A 17,478-nucleotide genomic window follows, 5' to 3' on the forward strand; every position below is an offset into this window, starting at 1 on the left:
TCCGGTCACCGGAAGGCGAGGACACCCTCCGTGTCCGCGATGGGCGACCCTGGGCGAATCGGTACGGCGGTGTGAGGAGCGGGCGGATGCGGACACGGGTCGCGATCATCGGTGCGGGGCCGGCGGGACTGCTCCTGTCGCAACTGCTGCACAACCGCGGGATCGACTCGGTGCTGCTGGAGGCGCGCGGTCGGGAGTACTGCGAGCAGCGCCAGCGCGCGGGCATGCTGGAGCAGGCCACGGTCGACGTGCTGCGCGAGGCCGGCGCGGCGGATCGGCTGGAGCGCGAGGGGCTCGTGCATCACGGGATCCACCTGCGCTTCGCCGGCGAGAACCGGCACATCGACTTCCCGAGTCGGACCGGTGGCAGGTCGGTGACGGTCTACGGGCAGACCGAGATCGTCAAGGACCTGATCGCCAAGCGGCTCGACGAGGGCGCGCGGCTGTACTTCGACGCGCCGGTGACCGCGATCGAGGGCATCGACGGCGACGCGCCGCGGGTCCGGTTCGTCCGGGACGGGGTCGAGGAGACCCTCGACTGCGACTTCGTCGCGGGGTGCGACGGGTTCCACGGGGTCTCGCGGCCGGCGATACCGGCCGACGTGCTCAGGACCTACGAGCGGACCTACCCGTTCGCGTGGCTCGGTGTGCTGGCGGACGTCGCGCCGTCCACCGACGACCTGATCTACGCGTACAGCGAGCGCGGCTTCGCGCTGCACAGCATGCGGTCGGCGCGGGTGAGCCGGCTCTACCTCCAGGTGGACCCGGACGCGGACCTCGCCGACTGGCCGGACGAGCGGATCTGGGCGGAGCTGCGGGAGCGGTTGGCGCTGCCGGGATGGACGCTCGACGAGGGGCCGATCAGCGACCGGGGCATCACGCCGATGCGGAGCTTCGTGGCCGAGCCGATGAGCTTCGGGCGGCTGTTCCTGGCGGGCGACGCGGCGCACATCGTGCCGCCCACGGGGGCCAAGGGGTTGAACCTGGCGATGGCGGATGTACGGGTGCTGGCGGACGCGTTCGGGCGGTGGTTCGAGAGCGGGGCGCGCGAGGGGTTGGACGCGTACAGCGAGACGTGTCTGCGGCGGGTGTGGCGGGCGGAGCACTTCTCGTACTGGATGACCACGTTGTTGCACCACGATTCGGGCGCGAGCGCGTTTGATCGGCGGGCGCAGGTTGCGCACCTTCGGTATGTGGCGGATTCGGCGGCGGCGATGGACTCGCTGGCGGAGAACTATGTCGGGTACACGTGGGCCCAGTGAGCCGGGTTCGCCTCATGCGCTGCGGCCGGGCTATTTGGCCTCATGCGCCGGCCGGGCTGGTTCGCCTCAAGCGCCGGCCGGGCTGGTTCGCCTCAAGCGCCGGCCGGGCTGGTTCGCCTCAAACGCCGGCGGGGCTGATTGGCCTCAAACGCCGGCCGGGCTGATTGGCCTCAAACGCCGGCCGGGCTATTTGGCCTCATGCGCCGGCCGGGCTGGTTCGCCTCAAGCGCCGGCGGGGCTGGTTCGCCTCAAACGCCGGCGGGGCTGATTGGCCTCAAACGCCGGCCGGGCTGATTGGCCTCAAACGCCGGCCGGGCTATTTGGCCTCATGCGCCGGCCGGGCTGGTTCGCCTCAAGCGCCGGCGGGGCTGGTTCGCCTCAAACGCCGGCGGGGCTGATTGGCCTCAAACGCCGGCCGGGCTATTTGGCCTCATGCGCCGGCCGGGCTGGTTCGCCTCAAACGCCGGCGGGGCTGATTGGCCTCATGCGCCGGCCGGGCTATTTGGCCTCATGCGTCGGTTGGGCCGGGTTGGGCTCAAGTGATGGTGGGTGCGCGAACGCCGGCCGGGGTGGCCGGCCGGCGTTCGGGGGTTGGGGGGGGGGGGTCAGACGCTTACGCCGAAGTCCTTGGCGATGCCGGCGAGGCCGGAGGCGTAGCCCTGGCCGAGGGCGCGGAACTTCCAGTCGGTGCCCGCGCGGTAGAGCTCGCCGAAGAGCATCGCGGTCTCGGTGGAGGCGTCCTCGGAGAGGTCGTAGCGCGCGAGTTCGACGTTGTCGGCGGCGTTCAGCACGCGGATGAACGCGTTCCGGACCTGGCCGAACGACTGCTTGCGGTTGTCCGCGTCATAGACCGAGACCGGGAAGACGACCTTGTCGACGTCCGCGGGCAGTTGCGCGAGGTTGACCTTGATCTGCTCGTCGTCGCCCTCGCCCTCGCCGGTGCGGTTGTCGCCGGTGTGCTCGACGGTGCCGTCCGGGGTCTTCATGTTGTTGAAGAACACGAAGTGCTGGTCGGAGTAGACCTTGCCGGCCGCGTTGACCACGATCGCGCTCGCGTCGAGGTCGAAGTCCTCGCCCGTGGTCGTGCGCAGGTCCCAGCCGAGGCCGACGACGACCGCGGTCAGGCCAGGGGCCTCCTTGGTCAGGGAGACGTTTCCGCCCTTGCTCAGGCTCACGGCCATGGGTGTTTCCTTCCAGAGGATGTATGACGTCGCGGACGACGCTACTGCTACTGATCCGGACGTGCAGCAGGCACGCCTAAGTTCCCGAACACGCCGAAAGGGGCCGTCAAGGTGGCGGTGATCACGAGGCGGAAGTCGGCGCGAGGTTATTGACGGTTCGTCAGTTCCGCCGTTCAATGGCAGGTACAAACAGGGATATGACTATTAGTCATATCCAGCTTTCGACCCCTGGGGGCTGCCATGTCCAGCGCTACGACGCCGTCGGCCGGGATCGATCAGGCGCGGATGCGCCAGGTCATGGGCCACTTCGCCACCGGTGTCACGGTGGTCACGGCGATCGACGACGGTGCCCCCGTGGGCATGGCCTGCCAGTCGTTCACGTCGTTGTCGCTGGAACCGGCGTACATCTCGATCGCCCCGGCGCTCACCTCGACCACCTATCCCCGGATCCGCGCGGCCGGCCGGTTCGTGGTCAACATCCTGGCCGAGGACCAGCAGGACGTGTGCCGCGCGATGGGCCGCAGCGGCGGTGACAAGTTCGCGGGCGTCGACTGGACGCCCGCCGGCAACGGCGCGCCCCGCCTGGTCGGCGCGGTCGCCTGGATCGAATGCGACATCGCGCACGAACTGCCCGGGGGCGACCACGTGATCGTGATCGGCGCGGTCACCACCCTGGACCTGCCGCGCGACACCGCCCCGCTGATGTTCCACAAGGGTCGGTACGCGCGCCTGATCGCCGGCTAGGCCCTACCACCGGACAGCCGTACCGCTCGGCCGGCCGCGCTCACCGGCCGGCGTCGGGCAGCAGGCCGTCCGCCATGGCCACCGTGACGGCGGCGGTGCGGTCGTCGACGCCGAGCTTGTTGAACGTGCGCAGCAGGTGCGTCTTGACCGTGGCCTCGCTGATGTACAACTGCCGCCCGATCTCGGCATTGGTCATCCCGCGCGCGACCAGCCCGAGCACCTGCGTCTCGCGCGGGCTCAGCGGGTCGCGGACCGGCGCCTTCAGCCGGGTGACCAGCTTGGCGGCGACGGGCGGCGCGAGCACGGTCTCACCCCGTGCCGCGGCCCGGACGGCGGCGGCCAACTCCACCCGCGGGGTGTCCTTGAGCAGGTAGCCGGTCGCGCCCGCCTCGACCGCGCGCACGATGTCGGTGTCGGTGTCGTACGTGGTCAGGATCAACACGTGGACCCCGGGCGACTCGCGGACGATGCGCCGGGTCGCGGCGACCCCGTCGGTACCGGGCATCCGCAGGTCCATCAGCACCACGTCGGGTCGCAGTTCGGCGGCCCGGTCCACGGCCTGGGCGCCGTCCTCGACGGATCCGACCACCTCGAAGTCGGACTCGGCCGCGAGCATGCCCGCCAGACCCTCCCGGACCACCGGATGGTCGTCGGCGATGAGCAGCCGGATCACCGAGGTACCTCCACCCGTACGGTCGTGCCCCGGCCGGACGCCGAGACCACCTCGACCTCGCCGCCGACCTGTGCGAGCCGCGCCCGCATTCCGGGAAGACCGTATCCCCCCTTTCCCGGTCCGGGGTCGAAGCCCCGCCCGTCGTCCACCACGGTCAGCCGGGTGGCGAACGGACGATAGGCCAGTTCCACCGCCACGGAAGCGGCCTCGGCGTGCTTGCGGACGTTGGCCAGGGACTCCTGGAGCACCCGGACCAGCACCACCTGGACCGTCGAGGACAACTCGTGCTCGGCGCCGGTGACGGTGAACGTCGCGGCCACGTCCAACTCCTCGCCGAGTCCGGCGACCGTACGACCGAGCACGTCGGCGATCGGCTCGGCCCGGTCCGCGCCCTGCGCCGGTCCCTGGGCGGCGACCAGCGCGCGTGCCTCGGCCAGGTTGTCCCGGGCCACCCGCTCGGCCAGTTCCAACCGCTTGCGGGTGGCGGCGGCGTCCGAGTCCACGGTGATCCCGGCGGCCTGGAGCAACATCAGAATGCTGGTGAAGCCCTGCGCGAGGGTGTCGTGGATCTCGCGCGCCATGCGCTCGCGCTCGACCCGTACGCCCGCCTCGTGATGCGTCTCGGCCAGTTCGGCCCGGGTCGCCTCCAACTCGCGCAACAACCGGCCGCGCTCCTGCACCTTGTCGGCGAGCCAGTTGATCAACCGGGCCATCAGATAGCTGAACGCGAGCACGATCGCCATCTCGACCAGGATTCCGACCACCCTGCCGTGCTCCCAGTGCGCCTGTCGGGCCTGGAGCGCGCCGTTCATGCCGAAGAGGTAGACACTCGCCAGCATCGCCGGGAGCATTTTGTCGATGAACGTGAAGGTCAGCGGCACGAGTACGTACATCAGCCCGATGCCGTCGGGATCGACCAGGCTGAGCGCGGTCACCCCGGCGTAGGCGAGCACCAGATGGGCCCGGCCGCGCCGGTCCCAGCCGGTCGGATCGATGCCGGGCGGGAGCATCACCCAGAACGACACCGGCAGCACCACGAGCACCGCGATGCACCACGGCGGGCGCTCCGCGCCGAACTCGGCGGCGGTGATCGCGGCGAGCGCGAAGTACGCGTAGCGGTAGGCGGTGAGCAGCTTGCCGCCGAAGAGGGCCTCCTCCTCGTCGGACAGGACGGAGGCGGGCCTGCCCGGCGTGCCCGCCGCACCGATCGCACCCGCCCCGTCGGTCGCATCCGTGGGGTTCGCCGTGTTCACCGTTCGTTCCCGCTCCAGTCGAAGGTCCGGATCCACACGACCAAGGCGATCACACCCCACGCGGCCAGGACCAGCGCCACCCGACCGAGTTCCCAGGCGCCGGCCGGTTCGACCGCCCGGAAGTCGTCGGGCAGGAACACCGAGCGCATGCCCTGGGTGAGCCACTTGAGCGGGAACAGCGCGGCGAACCGCTGGACACCGTCGGGCAGCTCGTCGAAGGGCACGAAGACTCCGGAGACGAACTGGAGCGCGGTGAAGGGCAGGATGATCAGCGCGCCGTTGGCCCCCCTTCGCATCAACCCGCTCGCCGCGAGCCCGAGCAGCGTGGCCACGGTGACCCCCAGGACGAACACCCACGCGAAGGTCAGCCACCGCGAGGGGTCGTGCGGAAGGGTCAGATCCAGCCACGCGACGCCGACCACGAGCAGCACCGCGACCTGGATCAGGCTGACCAGGAACACCTGGACGACCTTGCCGAGCAGATAGGCCGCCGGCGGCATCGGCGTCCCGCGCAAGCGCTTGAGCGTGCCGTCGTGTCGCTCGGCGGCGACCGAGAGCGCCAGCCCCTGGAAGCCGGCCGAGACGATGCCGACCGCGATCATCCCGGCCGCGTGCAGTCGGCTCTCGGACACGTTCGTGCCCTCCACGGTGCCGCCGCCGATGACGCCCAGCAGCACCAGCAGCAGGACCGGCATCCCGAAGGTCACCGCCATCTGCCCGCGCTGCCGGGCGAACTGCCTGAGCTCCAGACGGGAGCGCTCCACGACGATCGCCGACATCGACATCACGCGGCTCCGATCAGGTCGAGGTAGACGTCCTCGAGCGAGGGGCGGGTGACGGTCAGCTCCGGTACCTCGCCGCCGTAGCGCGCGGCCAGCCGGGCCACGTCGGCGGTCGGTTCGGCGCTCTCCACCGTGTGCGTGCCCTCCGCGTCGCGCCAGCGCAGCACCGCGCGGGCCAGATGCCGACCACCGAGCCGCTCGGGCGAGTCCACGTCCACGATCCGGCCGTCCCGGATCACCGCGACCCGGTTCGCGAGGTGCTCCGCCTCGTCCAGGTAGTGCGTGGTCAGCAGGATCGTCGTGCCGGCGTCGCGCAGGCTCGCGATCAGCGACCAGAACCGGCGACGCGCCTGCGGATCGAACCCGGTGGTCGGCTCGTCCAGGAACAGCAGCTCGGGTCGGCCCACGATGCCCAGCGCGACGTCGAGCCGGCGCCGTTGACCACCGGAGAGGGCACCCGCGCGGGTGCCCCGCCGGTCGGTCAGCCCGACCGCCTCGATCAGCTCGTCGACATCGCGCGGCCTCGGGTAGTAGCACGCGAAGTGCCGCAGGCTCTCCCGCACGGTCAGCCCGGAGACGTCCGCCGACTCCTGGAGCACGATGCCGATCCGGGCCCGCCAGCGCACGCCCGCGCTCGCCGGATCACATCCGAGGACGTCGACCTCGCCCGCGTCGCGCGAGCGGTGGCCCTCCAGGATCTCGGTCGTGGTGGTCTTGCCCGCGCCGTTCGGGCCGAGCAGCGCGAGGATCTCGCCTGTGCGCACGTCCAGATCGAGCCCGTCCACCGCCGGCCGCCCGCGATAGCTCCGGCGCAACCCCCGCACCGTGATCGCCGCTTCGCCGCGCCCGCGGGCCGGGTGCGTTCGCTGAATCGTCATGGCTCGACGATGTCGGGTGCGGGGCGGGGCCGGGACGTACGAACGACGGACGCCGCCTGTCCATCGAACGGTGGACAGGCGGCGCGCGTTCGGGCGGGTACGGCATCGTGCGACAAGCCTCAGCCGACCCGGGCCGGCTCGGCGCGGGCGGAGTTCGCCGGCGCCGGCGAGGCGTCCTCGACCGCCGGTCGTGGATCCGGCATGCGCAGCGCGCACAACAACGCGAGCACCATCAACCCCGCGGCGCCGGCGAACACGACATCCACGCCGGTGACGAACGCCCGTACCGCGTCCGCGTGTTCGGCCGGCGCCAGGTGCGCGATCGCGGAAACCTCGCCGACGTCGCTCTTCGCCGTGAACACCCGAGCGAGCACCGAGCCGAAGAGCGCGACGCTCAGCGTGCCGGCCAGCGACTGGAAGAACCGGATGCCGGTCGTGGTGACGCCCAGATGCTCCCTGGGCGCGGCCTGCTGCACCGCCACGATCGCCCGGCCGACCAACTGCCCGAACCCCAGTCCCAGGATGAACAGGTCGCCGCGCAACACCCACAGCGAGGTGTCCGTGTCCAGCAGTGCCAGGCCGGCGAAGGCGACCCCGGCGAGCGCCGTGCCGGCCACCAGCCCGCTGCGGGTGCTCCACGGAAGCCTGGTCCCCACGATGCCGGCGATCACCATGCCCAGCGCCATGAAGGCCAGGTAGGCGCCCGCGGCGGTGGCGTCCACGCCGCGCGCCAACTGCAGGTACAGCATCAGATAGACCATCGTGCCCAGCATCACCGCGCCGGTCAGGCCCTGGAGCAGGAACCCGTTGCGGATGTAGGCGTTGCGGAACAGCGAGAGCGGCAGGATCGGCATCGCGATCGTGGCCTGCCGCCACAGGAACAGGCCGAGTCCGACCGCCGCCGCGACCAGCAGGCCGACGATCGTCGCCGAGTCCCACGCGTAGTCCTCGCCGCCCCATTGGCAGGCGAGCAGCAGCGCGCTCGCGAACACGGCCACCAGCGCCGCGCCGACGAAGTCGATCCGGGTGTCGGCGGTGGTGTGTCGGGGCAGCCGCAGCGCCCACAACGCGCCGCCGATGATGATCAGCCCGAGCGGGACGTTGACGAAGAAGATCATCCGCCAGTTGCCGTGATCGGCGAACAGCCCGCCGACGAACGGCCCGAGCGCCATGCCGCTCCCGCCCATGATGCCCGCGAGCGCCCCGGGACCGCCCTTGTCGCCGGGCTTCCTGAGCTGGGCCATCACGACGAGGGTGACGCTCATCAGGCCACCCGCGCCGATGCCCTGGATCGCCCGGAAGGCGATCAACTCGGTCATCGAACGGGCCATTCCGCACAGCACCGAGCCGAGCAGGAAGGTGGCGATGGCCGCGAGGTAGACGTGCTTCGCGCCGAGCACGTCACACAACCGCCCGTACAGCGGCAGCACCACGGTCGCGGCCAGTGCGAACGCCGCGACCAGCCACGCGACGTGGTCGACGCCGTGCGCCGGGTCCAGGTCGCGGACGATCGGGACGATCGCGGCGGACACGATGTTCTGGTCCAGGATCGCCAGGACCATCGTCAGCAGGCACAGGGCCATGCTCACGCGGCGCTGGAACTCGGTCATCGTCGGAGCGGTCGGCACGTCCTCGTTCACGCGTGCCGGGTCGAGTGTCGTTTCCCGTGTCGTCTTCTCCCGTGTCGTCTTCATGGCAGGACCATAAGGCGGATTTTTATGTCGGGTCAATCTTTTGGTTCGACCTATTTTTCATCTTGGTACAGTTCTCCCATGACCCGGGAACCCGGCCTGCGCGAGCGCAAGAAGCTCGAGACGCGGCAGATGTTGTGGCGGACCGCGATGGACTTCTTCGTCGAGCGGGGCTTCGACAACGTCTCGGTGGCCGAGATCGCGGCGGCGGCGAACGTGTCCAAAATGACCGTCTTCAACTACTACCCGGCCAAGGAAGACCTGGTCCTGGGACCGATGGAGGCGCACGTCGGCGAGCCGGCGCGGGTGGTGCGCGAACGCGCGGAGGGCGAGAGCGCGGTCGACGCGCTGCGCCGGCACTTCCTGACCGCGCTGCGCGAGCGGGATCCGGTGGTCGGGCTCAACGACGACACGCAGATCCTGAGCGTGCATCGGCTCATCTACGAGACCCCGGCACTGCGGTACGGAGCCCTGGCCATGCTCGAACGCAACCAGCGGCTCCTGGCCGACGAGTTCGAGCGGGAGACCGGCCGACCGGGAGACCTGGCCTGCCGGACGGCCGCCGGTCAGATTCTGGCCGTGCGGCAGATCCTGGTCGCCCGCACCATTCAGCGGCTGGCCGAGGGTGCCACCGCCGACGAGGTCTACCCGACGGCGGTGGCCGAGGCGGAGCAGGCCTTCGCGCAGTTGGCCGACGGGCTGGCGGGCTTTTGTCCGGGGCAGGCGTGAGCCGGACCGCGCGGCGGATGTGAATCGCGCCGCGCCGCGGGTGTGACTTCCGCCGCACTGCACGGCAATCGGCCGGTGGCACCATGGCAGGACCGGGGGAGTCGCTCGTGAAGGGATTTCGGATGACTGTGCAGTCGCAGGCGGCGGCGGATCGGAAGCCGACCGGAGAGCCGGCAGCCGCGCTCTTCGATCCCACCGTGGCCGCGCCGCCACTGGTCGACGTGGCCCGCTTCGGCTTCGAGGGACCGCTCGCCGCGACCGCCGCCGCGTGGTCCGAGGACGCGGTCTACTGGGAGTACACGAAGGCGGCCAATCCGATCGGCGCCGGCTACACGACGCCCGTTCCGGTGGAGCGCTTTCCGGCCGGGTTGCACACCGGCGGCGAGACCCGGGTGGTCCCGCTGGACTTGGCCGAGCCGATGCGGATCGCGGGCGGTCCGGCGACCAGCCCGGCGCTGCTGGCCAACTTCGTCCGGATCAACGCGGGCGACCGACTCGCGGTGCGGCCGAACGCGACGTCGCAGCTCTACTACGTGATGTACGGCCGGGGCATGTCGCTGGTCGGCGGGCAGGCGGTGGAGTGGGAGAAGGGCGACTTCCTGGTCCTGCCGGACCTGGGCGAGATCACCCACCACGCCGCGCAGGACGCGGTGCTGTACTGGGTGCACGACGAGCCGCTGCTGCGTTATCTCGGCGTCACCCCGAACCGGGCCCGGTTCCGGCCGACCAAGTTCTCCCGGCATCGCGCGGTCGAGGAACTCACCCGGATCGCCGAGGCGCCGGGTGCCAACGCCAAGAACCGGGTCAGCGTGCTCCTGAACACGATCGACCAGGACCAGACGCTGACCGTCACGCACACCCTGTGGGCGATGTTCGGCCTGCTCCCGGTGGACCAGATCCAGCGCCCGCACCGGCACCAGTCGGTCGCCCTGGACTTGATCCTGGACTGCGAGCCGGGCTGCTTCACGCTGCTCGGCGACCGGTTGGACGAGCGCGGCGAGATCCTCGACCCGCAGCGGGTGGACTGGGAGCCGGGCGGCGCGTTCGTCACGCCGCCCGGCAAGTGGCACGCCCACCACAACGAGTCCGGCAGCCCCGCGCACCTGATCCCGATCCAGGACGCGGGCCTGCAGACCTACCTGCGCAGCCTGGACATCCGCTTCAGCGACCGACGGTAGGGCGGCGCGGGCAGGCGACCGGGGCCGGGGCCGGGGTCGGGGCCGGAGGGTCCGGCTTCCGGCTACCGGTCGGTCGTGTTCCGGTCGAGGTTGCGGCGGAGGAATTCGCCGGTCAACGAGTGTTCGGCGAGCAGGAGTTGTTCGGGGGTGCCCTCGAAGACCACCGTGCCGCCGTGCTTGCCGCCGTCCGGGCCCAGGTCGATCACCCAGTCCGCGCGGCCGACCACGTCCAGGTTGTGCTCGATCACCAGGAGTGTGTTGCCGCCGTCCACCAGTCGGTCCAGCAGCGCGATCACGGTGTCCACATCGGACATGTGCAGGCCCGTGGTCGGTTCGTCCAGCACATAGACACTGCCGGTCTTGTGCAACTCGCCTGCCAGCTTGAGCCGTTGCCGCTCGCCGCCGGAGAGCGTGCCGAGCGGCTGGCCCAGCGTGACGTAGCCCAGGCCGACCTCGACGAGCGCGGCCAGGTGGGGCCGGATGCGCTTCTCGGTGAAGAACTCGTGCGCGTCCTCGACGGTGAGCGCCAGCACGTCGATGATCGACTTGCCGCGCAGCGGGTACTCCAGCACCTTGTCGTCGAAGCGGCGGCCTTCGCAGCGCTCGCAGATCGTGGTCACCGGGTCCATGAAGGCCATCTCCACGGTGACCGATCCGCGTCCCTGGCAGGCCTGGCAGGCGCCCGCCGAATTGAAGCTGAACAGGCCCGGCTTCTCTCCGCTCGCCTTCGCGAACAGGGCCCGGATCGGGTCCATGATCCCGATGTGACTGGCGGGGGTGGAGCGGGAGTTGGCCGCGATCGCGGCCTGGTCGATGACGATCGTGCCGGGGTGCGCGGCGGTGAACACCTCGGACACCAGGGTGCTCTTGCCGGAGCCCGCGACGCCGGTGAACACGGTCAGTACGCCGGTGGGGATGTCCACGTCGACGTGCTTGAGGTTGTGCAGATCCGCGCCGCGCACCGGGATGTGCCCGGTGGGGCTGCGGTAGTCGGTCTTGACCACCGTGCCCCGGTTCAGGAAGCGGCCGGTGAGCGTGTCCGACTCGATCAGTTCCTTGACCGTGCCCGCGAAGACCAGTTCGCCGCCGTGCGAGCCGGCGTGCGGGCCCATGTCGATCACATGGTCGGCGACCGCGATCACGTCCGGGTCGTGCTCGACGACCAGCACGCTGTTGCCCTTGTCCCGCAGTGCGACCAGGAGTTCGTTCAGGCGGTGCACGTCGCGCGGGTGCAGGCCGACGCTGGGCTCGTCGAAGATGTAGGTCATGCCGGTGAGGCTGGAGCCCAGGTGGCGGACCATCTTGAGGCGCTGCCCCTCGCCGCCGGACAGGGTCGAGGTCTCCCGGTCCAGGCTGAGGTAGGACAGGCCGATGTCGACGATCCGCCGCAGCGCCACGGCGGCCGCCGCGGCCACCGGGCCGCCGATCGGATCCCCGATCCGGGCCAACACCTCGATCAGTTCGCCCACTTCGAGCGCGCAGTAGTCGGCGATGTTGAGTCCGTGGATGCGCGCGGCGAGCACGGCCGGGTTGAGTCGGGCGCCGGCGCAGTCCGGGCACGGTCCCTCGGTCAGGTAGGTCTCCACCGTCTCGCGGGTCTTGGCGCTGAGCGAGGACGTGTCGCGGTTGAGGTAGAGCCGGTCGAAGCGGGTGTACAGGCCCTCGAAGGTCACGTTGGCCGTGCCGTCCGGGGTGACCCACTTGAACTTGATCACCCGATCCGGGTCGCCTCGGGTGAGCAGCGCGAACTCGGCGTCGGTGTAGTCGGCGATCGGCTTGTCGTTGTCGAACAGGCCGGATGCCTGGTAGAGCCCGACGGCCAGCAGGCCGAGCAGGAACGCGCCGTCGTTGATCGACTTGGACCGATCCAGCAGACGGGTGTAGTCGGCCCGTACGGTCCGACCGATGCCGTCGCACGTGGTGCACATGCCACCGGGGTCGTTGAACGAGTACATCCCGGGCGTGCCGGCCGAGGGCTCGGCGACGCGGGAGAAGAGCACCCGCAGGAGCGGGTTGATGTCGGTCATCGTGCCGACCGTCGAGCGCGAGTTGGACCCGATCGGCTTCTGGTCCACAACGATGGCCGGGGACACGTTCTCGATCGCGTCGGCGTGCGGGCGCTCGTAGCGGGGCAGGAATTTGCGCTCGAACGCCGAGAAGGTCTCGTTGAGTTGCCGCTTCGACTCGACGGCGACGGTGTCGAAGACGATCGAGGACTTGCCGGATCCGGAGGGACCGGTGAAGACCACGATCCGGTTCTTCGGGATGCGCAGCGAGACGTCCTTGAGGTTGTTTTCGCGCGCGCCGGTGATGACGATGTCGTTGATCATGCGGCTCCGTAGCTCTTCGGCTCTTCGATGGCGGACCACGGCGGGTGTCCGGATCGGACCGGACCGCGTGGGTGCGAGTGGGGAGGGGACGCGGCCGGGTCCGGCAGACTACGGGATGGCACCGACATCGCGGGTGGGCCGACTGGTGGGGGCGGGCCGACGGCGTGCGCTGGGGCAACGGCGTGCGGTGGGGCGTCAGGGCCGGGTGGAGCGGCGGAGCCGGCCGGCGGCCGGCCACGCGAGGACTCATCCGGATCGTGGCGTGGTCGGTCGGGCAATGCGTGCTTTCGAGCCGGCCGCCGAACCCGGGCGGGCCGGAAAGAGCCTGAGGGTCCCTCGTCTCGGCGCGAGAACGGAACCCGATGTTCTGAGGTGTCGTCACTTTCCATATGACGAGGGGGATTCCGTCGCGCGGGCAGGTTGGGGAGCCACCGCGCAACGATGAATCGGGGGGCTTGTCCTTCCACGTGTTGGGGCCGACCCGCGTTTTGGGCCCCGACGGGAGCGAGTTGAACATCGGGCCGAGGCGGCAACGGGAGTTGTTGACCCTGCTGTTGCTACGGCCCGGGGTGGCGGTCCCGATGGACCGGCTGGCCGAGGAGTTGTGGAACGGGCGCCCGCCGCCCGGCGCGCGATCCACGTTGCACGCGTATTTTTCCGGCCTGCGACGGGTGTTGGAACCGGGGCGGCGGGCGCCCTTTCGGATATTGACTACGCGCGACGACTCCTACGCCCTGGAGGTGCCGGTCGGGGGGCTGGACACCGGCCGGTGGCGCCGGTTGGCCGAGGCGGCGCGGGCCGCGAGTGCGGCGGGGGCGTACGGCCGGGCCGACGAACTCTTCCGTGCGGCGGTGGCGTTGTGGTCGGGGGACCCGTTCGCCGAGTTGGTCGATCACGAGGTGGCCCAGGCCGAACGGGCGCGGCTGGCCGAGGAGCGCGCCGGCCTGTCCGAGGAGGCGGCCGAGTGCCGACTCGCGCTCGGCGCGCACGCGTCGGTGATCGGCGACCTGATGGTGTTGGTCCGGGAGTACCCGCTGCGCGAGCGGCCGAGGGCGCAACTGGCCCTGGCGCTCTACCGATCGGGCCGACAGGCGGAGGCGCTGGCGGTATTGGAGGCCGGTCGGCGGTTGTGCGCGGAGGAGTTGGGCCTGGATCCGGGGCCTCGGCTGCGCGAACTCCAGGCCGCGATCCTGCGACAGGATCCGGCGTTGGCCGGACCCGAGCGAAAACCGGCGGCCTCGGTGTGCCGGGGCCGACGCGGCGTCGTCGTCGGACGACTGCGCGTCCCCTGCCCGCACCGGGATTCGTCGCACCGGCGCTGGTAGCGGCTGTGGCGGGGCGCCGCCACGGCGCCCCGCCACAGTGCCCTGCCGACGGCGCGCCCTGCTCGGCGGCTGTGGGCGCCTCCCGTCCGTACGGCGCGTCCGGACCGGGGGATGTCCGACCCACGGCGGTGGCTCCGTCCATGGCGGTCGGGTCCCAGGCATCCACAGGTCAGCCATCCGGGCCCGGGTTCCGCCATGCGCCGAAGCGGACGCCGCCGCCCCGTCCGGCAGCGCCACCGTGGCTCCGGGCGCCGCGTCGCGGACCACCTCTGGTCCTTTGCCCGGATTCGGCTTGATTCCGGCAAGTTGCGGGGGAGTCGGCCTCCGCACACCCGAGCGCCACTGATCCCCAGATTTCATGCACAGCCTGTGGACAATCCCGTCGACCTCTACCCGGCCGCCGTGTCCTCCTCGGCGAACGTTTTCAGTGCCTGATACACGGACTCCGCGAACTCCCGATGGACCTCGCGTTCGCGCCGCCTGGAATCGCTGTCCAGGACGATCCACTTCGCCCGCCCGAGATCGTCCGGCCCGGCCCCGAGCAGTAGCCGGGTCAGCAAGATCGCATCGATCGGCTCGAGACCCCGCGCGGCCAGAACGCGCTGCACCTCGTCCATCCCGGCGCCGGCGGCCATCGCCGCCCGACACTCGTCCAACAGCCCGGTCAAACGGGTGACCCGCTCCGGCTCGAAACCACTGGGAAACATCGTCGCCTCGCTCCGTCGTCTTCCGCCGAACCCGCCCGTGCGCCCGTCCGAGACCCACCGTGAAACCCGACCCCGATCACCCCGTCACACTTTTTCCACCCCCTCCGTCATGGAAGCAGGAGCCCATCGGGCCCCACCCGGACCGGGAACCGAAGCCCGGTCCGCACAACGGGAGCTGTCATGACGAAGTCGATTCTGGTCACCGGTGGTACGGGCACGCTGGGCCGCCTGGTCGTTCCGCTGCTGCGGGACGCGGGCCACCGGATCCGGGTGCTCAGCCGTACCGGCGGCGGTCCGGCCGCGGAAGGCGTCGAGTACGTGACGGCCGACCTGCTCAAGAACGAGGGCGTCGAAGCGGCGGTGGCCGGCATGGACACCGTGCTGCACCTGGCCGGCGGCCCCAAGGGTGACGACGAGGCCACCCGCAACCTGGTCCGGGCCGCGAAGGACGCCGACGTACGGCACCTGGTCTACATCTCGGTGATCGGCGCCGACCGCGTCCCGCTCGGCTACTTCAAGGCCAAGCTCGGCGCCGAGCAGGCGGTGGCCGAGTCGGGCCTGCCGTGGACCACGCTGCGCGCCGCCCAGTTCCACGACCTGATGCTGACCGCCGTCGACAAGATGACCAAGCTGCCGGTGGTGCCGGTGCCGGGCGGGGTCCGGCTCCAGCCGGTCGACCCGCGCGACGTGGCCCAGCGGCTGGTCGAGTTGACGCTCGGCGAGCCGGCCGGTCCGGTGCGGGACCTGGCCGGCCCGAAGGTGTACGGGATGCGCGAGCTGAGCCGCAGCTACCTGCAGGCGTGCGGCCGGCGTCGGCCGATGATGCCGGTGCGCTTCCCGGGAAAGGCCGGTCGGGCGTACCGCGCCGGCGAGAACCTGACCCTGGAAGGCGCCACGGTCGGCACCCGCACCTGGGAGGACTTCCTCGCCGAGCGCGTGAACGCGAACGCCGAGACGAACGCGAACGCGAAGTAGTCCGTGGCCGGGCTCAGGGCCGAACCCGACGCCAAGCGGGGCCTTCCGCCGGAACGCGCGACCCGCGCGACCCGCGCGAAACGCGCCGGACGCGCAACACACGCGACCCGCGCCACACCCCCGGAAGGCTCCCGCGACGGCGCCCCGACTCAGTTCACCTGCCGCCCGCCCTCCCCCCAATACCGCGCCCGCAGCGTCTTCTTGTCCGGCTTGCCCAGCGGCGACAGCGGAATCGCGTCGGTGAAGTCGATCGACTTCGGTGCCTGTACCGCGCCCTTGCGCTCCTTCACCAGCGCGATCAACTCCGCCGGATCCACCTCCAGGCCCGGCCGGAGCACCACGACCGCCTTGACCGCCTCGCCCCACTTGTCGTCCGGCACGCCGACCACCGCGACCGCGGCCACCGCCGGATGCGCCGAGATCACGTCCTCGACCTCGCGCGGGAAGACGTTGAAGCCGCCGGTGATGATCATGTCCTTCTTGCGGTCCACGATGGTCAGGAAGCCGTCCGCGTCCGCCCGCGCGATGTCCCCGGTGTGCAACCACCCGCCGCGCAACGCCTCTTCGGTCTGCTCGGGCTTGTTCAGGTAGCCCGCCATCACCAGCGGCCCGCGGACACAGATCTCGCCCGGCTCGCCCTGGGCCACCTCGTTCAGGTCGTCGTCGAGCAGCCGCACCGTCAGGTACGGGACCGGCCGACCGCACGAGGCGAGTCGCGCCGGGTCGTTCGGGTCGTGCTCGTCCCGGCGCAGCACGGTGATCGTCATCGGGCACTCGGCCTGACCGTAGTACTGGAAGAAGATCGGCCCCAGCCGCTCGATGCCCTCCTTGAGCCGCGCCGGCGACATCGCGGAGGCACCGTAGAACACCGTCTCCAGGCTGGACAGGTCGTGCTTGTCCAGGTCGGGGTGGTCCAGCAGCACATACAGCATGGTCGGCACCAGCATCGTCGCGGTGATCCGGTACTTCTCGATCGCCGCGAGCACCTGCTTGGGATCGAAGTGCGGCAACACCACGATCGAGCCGCCGCGCAGCAGCGTCGGGATGAACGCCGACATGCCCGCGTGCGACAGCGGCGTCGCGACCAGGAAGCGCACCTCGTCCGGCCAGTCCCACTCGGCGAGTTGGATGGTCGGCAGAGTCACCCCGGAGCGGTACGTGGACATCACGCCCTTGGGCCGCCCCGTCGTGCCGCCGGTGTACGCGTAGCCCGAGACGTCCTCGGCGCTCACCTGCGGCGGCGTGATCGAACCCGGCTCGAACTTGGCGGCCAGCGCGAGCAGATCGACCCCGAGCCCGTCCGTGGTCGGCCCGAAGGCGAGCAGCTTCAGGTGCGGCAGCCGCTCCTTCAGCGCCGCGGCCCGCTCGCCGTACGGTCCCGGGTCGTAGATCAGCGCCTCGACACCGGCGTCGGCCAGCACGTACGCGTGGTCCTCCAGCGAACCCATCGGGTGCAGCGGCGTCGCGCGACAGCCGGTCAGCATGTTGCAGCCGGTCGCGAACAACACCTCGGGCCGGTTCGCGGACAGCACCGAGACCATGGTGCCCTTGACCACACCCTGCGACGCGTACGCCTGCTGGTACCGGCTGATCTCGTCGCGGACCTGACGCGCCGTCAAGACGTCCTCGCCCGCCGGTCGGTCGGTCAGATGGACGGCCGGCTTGTCGGCGTGCCCGGTCAGCGCGTGCAGGAGCAGATCGGGGACGAATACCGGGCGGTGCAGCGCGGCGGGCAGGTCGTACGACATCTGCGGCTTCCCCTCGGAGGCG

Annotated in this window: 15 protein-coding genes; 6 read left to right on the forward strand and 9 right to left on the reverse strand. The window is 70.8% G+C overall.

All coding sequences use genetic code 11. From position 1 onward, the window contains the following. Positions 1-86 precede the first annotated feature (86 nt). Positions 87-1,262, forward strand: a complete 1,176-nt coding sequence (locus tag OG948_RS20860) for a 4-hydroxybenzoate 3-monooxygenase (protein ID WP_406297978.1) — start codon at positions 87-89, stop codon at positions 1,260-1,262. A gap of 605 nt (positions 1,263-1,867) precedes the next feature. Here OG948_RS20860 and OG948_RS20865 read toward each other — a convergent pair. After that, complete coding sequence (locus OG948_RS20865) at positions 1,868-2,443, reverse strand: TerD family protein (protein WP_395864264.1); 576 nt, start codon at positions 2,441-2,443, stop codon at positions 1,868-1,870. 240 nt (positions 2,444-2,683) lie between these two features. Here OG948_RS20865 and OG948_RS20870 point away from each other — a divergent pair, with 240 nt between their 5' ends. Then, the gene (locus OG948_RS20870) at positions 2,684-3,187 is read left to right on the forward strand and encodes a flavin reductase family protein (protein WP_406297979.1); all 504 of its coding nucleotides are present in this window, start codon (positions 2,684-2,686) and stop codon (positions 3,185-3,187) included. A gap of 40 nt (positions 3,188-3,227) precedes the next feature. On the opposite strand, the gene OG948_RS20875 is transcribed toward OG948_RS20870, so the two are convergent. From OG948_RS20875 to OG948_RS20895, 5 genes are all read right to left on the reverse strand, one after another. Continuing rightward, positions 3,228-3,860 (reverse strand): response regulator, encoded by a 633-nt coding sequence (locus OG948_RS20875; RefSeq protein ID WP_406297980.1) that lies wholly within the window; start codon positions 3,858-3,860, stop codon positions 3,228-3,230. Further along, positions 3,857-5,113 carry a sensor histidine kinase gene (locus OG948_RS20880; protein ID WP_406297981.1) on the reverse strand — a complete coding sequence of 419 codons (1,257 nt, stop codon included), beginning with the start codon at positions 5,111-5,113 and terminating at the stop codon, positions 3,857-3,859. The genes OG948_RS20875 and OG948_RS20880 overlap by 4 nt, the downstream gene beginning before the upstream one ends. Beyond that, complete coding sequence (locus OG948_RS20885; protein ID WP_406297982.1) at positions 5,110-5,898, reverse strand: ABC transporter permease; 789 nt, start codon at positions 5,896-5,898, stop codon at positions 5,110-5,112. Before OG948_RS20885 ends, OG948_RS20880 begins: the two co-directional genes overlap by 4 nt. Then, positions 5,898-6,773, reverse strand: a complete 876-nt coding sequence (locus OG948_RS20890; protein WP_406297983.1) for an ABC transporter ATP-binding protein — start codon at positions 6,771-6,773, stop codon at positions 5,898-5,900. Before OG948_RS20890 ends, OG948_RS20885 begins: the two co-directional genes overlap by 1 nt. Before the next feature lie 119 nt (positions 6,774-6,892). Then, on the reverse strand, positions 6,893-8,467 hold the full coding sequence (locus OG948_RS20895; RefSeq protein WP_406297984.1) for an MFS transporter: 1,575 nt from the start codon (positions 8,465-8,467) through the stop codon (positions 6,893-6,895). A 78-nt stretch (positions 8,468-8,545) separates the two neighbouring features. On the opposite strand from OG948_RS20895, the gene OG948_RS20900 reads away from it, so the two are divergent. After that, positions 8,546-9,193, forward strand: a complete 648-nt coding sequence (locus OG948_RS20900) for a TetR/AcrR family transcriptional regulator (protein ID WP_406297985.1) — start codon at positions 8,546-8,548, stop codon at positions 9,191-9,193. Between the two features lie 122 nt (positions 9,194-9,315). Continuing rightward, positions 9,316-10,371: a cupin gene (locus tag OG948_RS20905; protein ID WP_406297986.1), complete on the forward strand. Its 1,056-nt coding sequence runs from the start codon at positions 9,316-9,318 to the stop codon at positions 10,369-10,371. Between the two features lie 62 nt (positions 10,372-10,433). Here OG948_RS20905 and OG948_RS20910 read toward each other — a convergent pair whose 3' ends face one another. After that, positions 10,434-12,701, reverse strand: a complete 2,268-nt coding sequence (locus tag OG948_RS20910; RefSeq protein ID WP_406297987.1) for an ATP-binding cassette domain-containing protein — start codon at positions 12,699-12,701, stop codon at positions 10,434-10,436. Between the two features lie 455 nt (positions 12,702-13,156). On the opposite strand from OG948_RS20910, the gene OG948_RS20915 reads away from it, so the two are divergent. Continuing rightward, positions 13,157-14,026, forward strand: coding sequence for a BTAD domain-containing putative transcriptional regulator (locus tag OG948_RS20915; RefSeq protein WP_406297988.1), 870 nt, complete (start codon positions 13,157-13,159; stop codon positions 14,024-14,026). Between the two features lie 389 nt (positions 14,027-14,415). On the opposite strand, the gene OG948_RS20920 is transcribed toward OG948_RS20915, so the two are convergent. Beyond that, positions 14,416-14,733: a hypothetical protein gene (locus OG948_RS20920; protein ID WP_406297989.1), complete on the reverse strand. Its 318-nt coding sequence runs from the start codon at positions 14,731-14,733 to the stop codon at positions 14,416-14,418. Positions 14,734-14,913: 180 nt separating this feature from the next. Here OG948_RS20920 and OG948_RS20925 point away from each other — a divergent pair, with 180 nt between their 5' ends. Continuing rightward, the gene (locus OG948_RS20925) at positions 14,914-15,708 is read left to right on the forward strand and encodes an SDR family oxidoreductase (RefSeq protein WP_406297990.1); all 795 of its coding nucleotides are present in this window, start codon (positions 14,914-14,916) and stop codon (positions 15,706-15,708) included. 149 nt (positions 15,709-15,857) lie between these two features. Here OG948_RS20925 and OG948_RS20930 read toward each other — a convergent pair whose 3' ends face one another. Continuing rightward, entirely contained in the window at positions 15,858-17,456 is a 1,599-nt protein-coding gene (locus OG948_RS20930; RefSeq protein WP_406297991.1) for an AMP-binding protein, read from the reverse strand. Positions 17,457-17,478: the final 22 nt, after the last annotated feature.

It is taken from the genome of Embleya sp. NBC_00888, assembly GCF_045207655.1.
GTDB lineage: Bacteria > Actinomycetota > Actinomycetes > Streptomycetales > Streptomycetaceae > Embleya.

What these genes read in the sequence shown, in the direction of transcription:
- OG948_RS20860 (WP_406297978.1), top strand. Translation starts at nt 87, where the DNA reads ATGCGGACACGGGTCGCGATCATCGGTGCGGGGCCGGCGGGACTGCTC.
- OG948_RS20865 (WP_395864264.1), bottom strand. Translation starts at nt 2,443, where the DNA reads ATGGCCGTGAGCCTGAGCAAGGGCGGAAACGTCTCCCTGACCAAGGAG.
- OG948_RS20870 (WP_406297979.1), top strand. Translation starts at nt 2,684, where the DNA reads ATGTCCAGCGCTACGACGCCGTCGGCCGGGATCGATCAGGCGCGGATG.
- OG948_RS20885 (WP_406297982.1), bottom strand. Translation starts at nt 5,898, where the DNA reads ATGTCGATGTCGGCGATCGTCGTGGAGCGCTCCCGTCTGGAGCTCAGG.
- OG948_RS20890 (WP_406297983.1), bottom strand. Translation starts at nt 6,773, where the DNA reads ATGACGATTCAGCGAACGCACCCGGCCCGCGGGCGCGGCGAAGCGGCG.
- OG948_RS20895 (WP_406297984.1), bottom strand. Translation starts at nt 8,467, where the DNA reads ATGAAGACGACACGGGAGAAGACGACACGGGAAACGACACTCGACCCG.
- OG948_RS20900 (WP_406297985.1), top strand. Translation starts at nt 8,546, where the DNA reads ATGACCCGGGAACCCGGCCTGCGCGAGCGCAAGAAGCTCGAGACGCGG.
- OG948_RS20905 (WP_406297986.1), top strand. Translation starts at nt 9,316, where the DNA reads ATGACTGTGCAGTCGCAGGCGGCGGCGGATCGGAAGCCGACCGGAGAG.
- OG948_RS20910 (WP_406297987.1), bottom strand. Translation starts at nt 12,701, where the DNA reads ATGATCAACGACATCGTCATCACCGGCGCGCGCGAAAACAACCTCAAG.
- OG948_RS20920 (WP_406297989.1), bottom strand. Translation starts at nt 14,733, where the DNA reads ATGTTTCCCAGTGGTTTCGAGCCGGAGCGGGTCACCCGTTTGACCGGG.
- OG948_RS20925 (WP_406297990.1), top strand. Translation starts at nt 14,914, where the DNA reads ATGACGAAGTCGATTCTGGTCACCGGTGGTACGGGCACGCTGGGCCGC.
- OG948_RS20930 (WP_406297991.1), bottom strand. Translation starts at nt 17,456, where the DNA reads ATGTCGTACGACCTGCCCGCCGCGCTGCACCGCCCGGTATTCGTCCCC.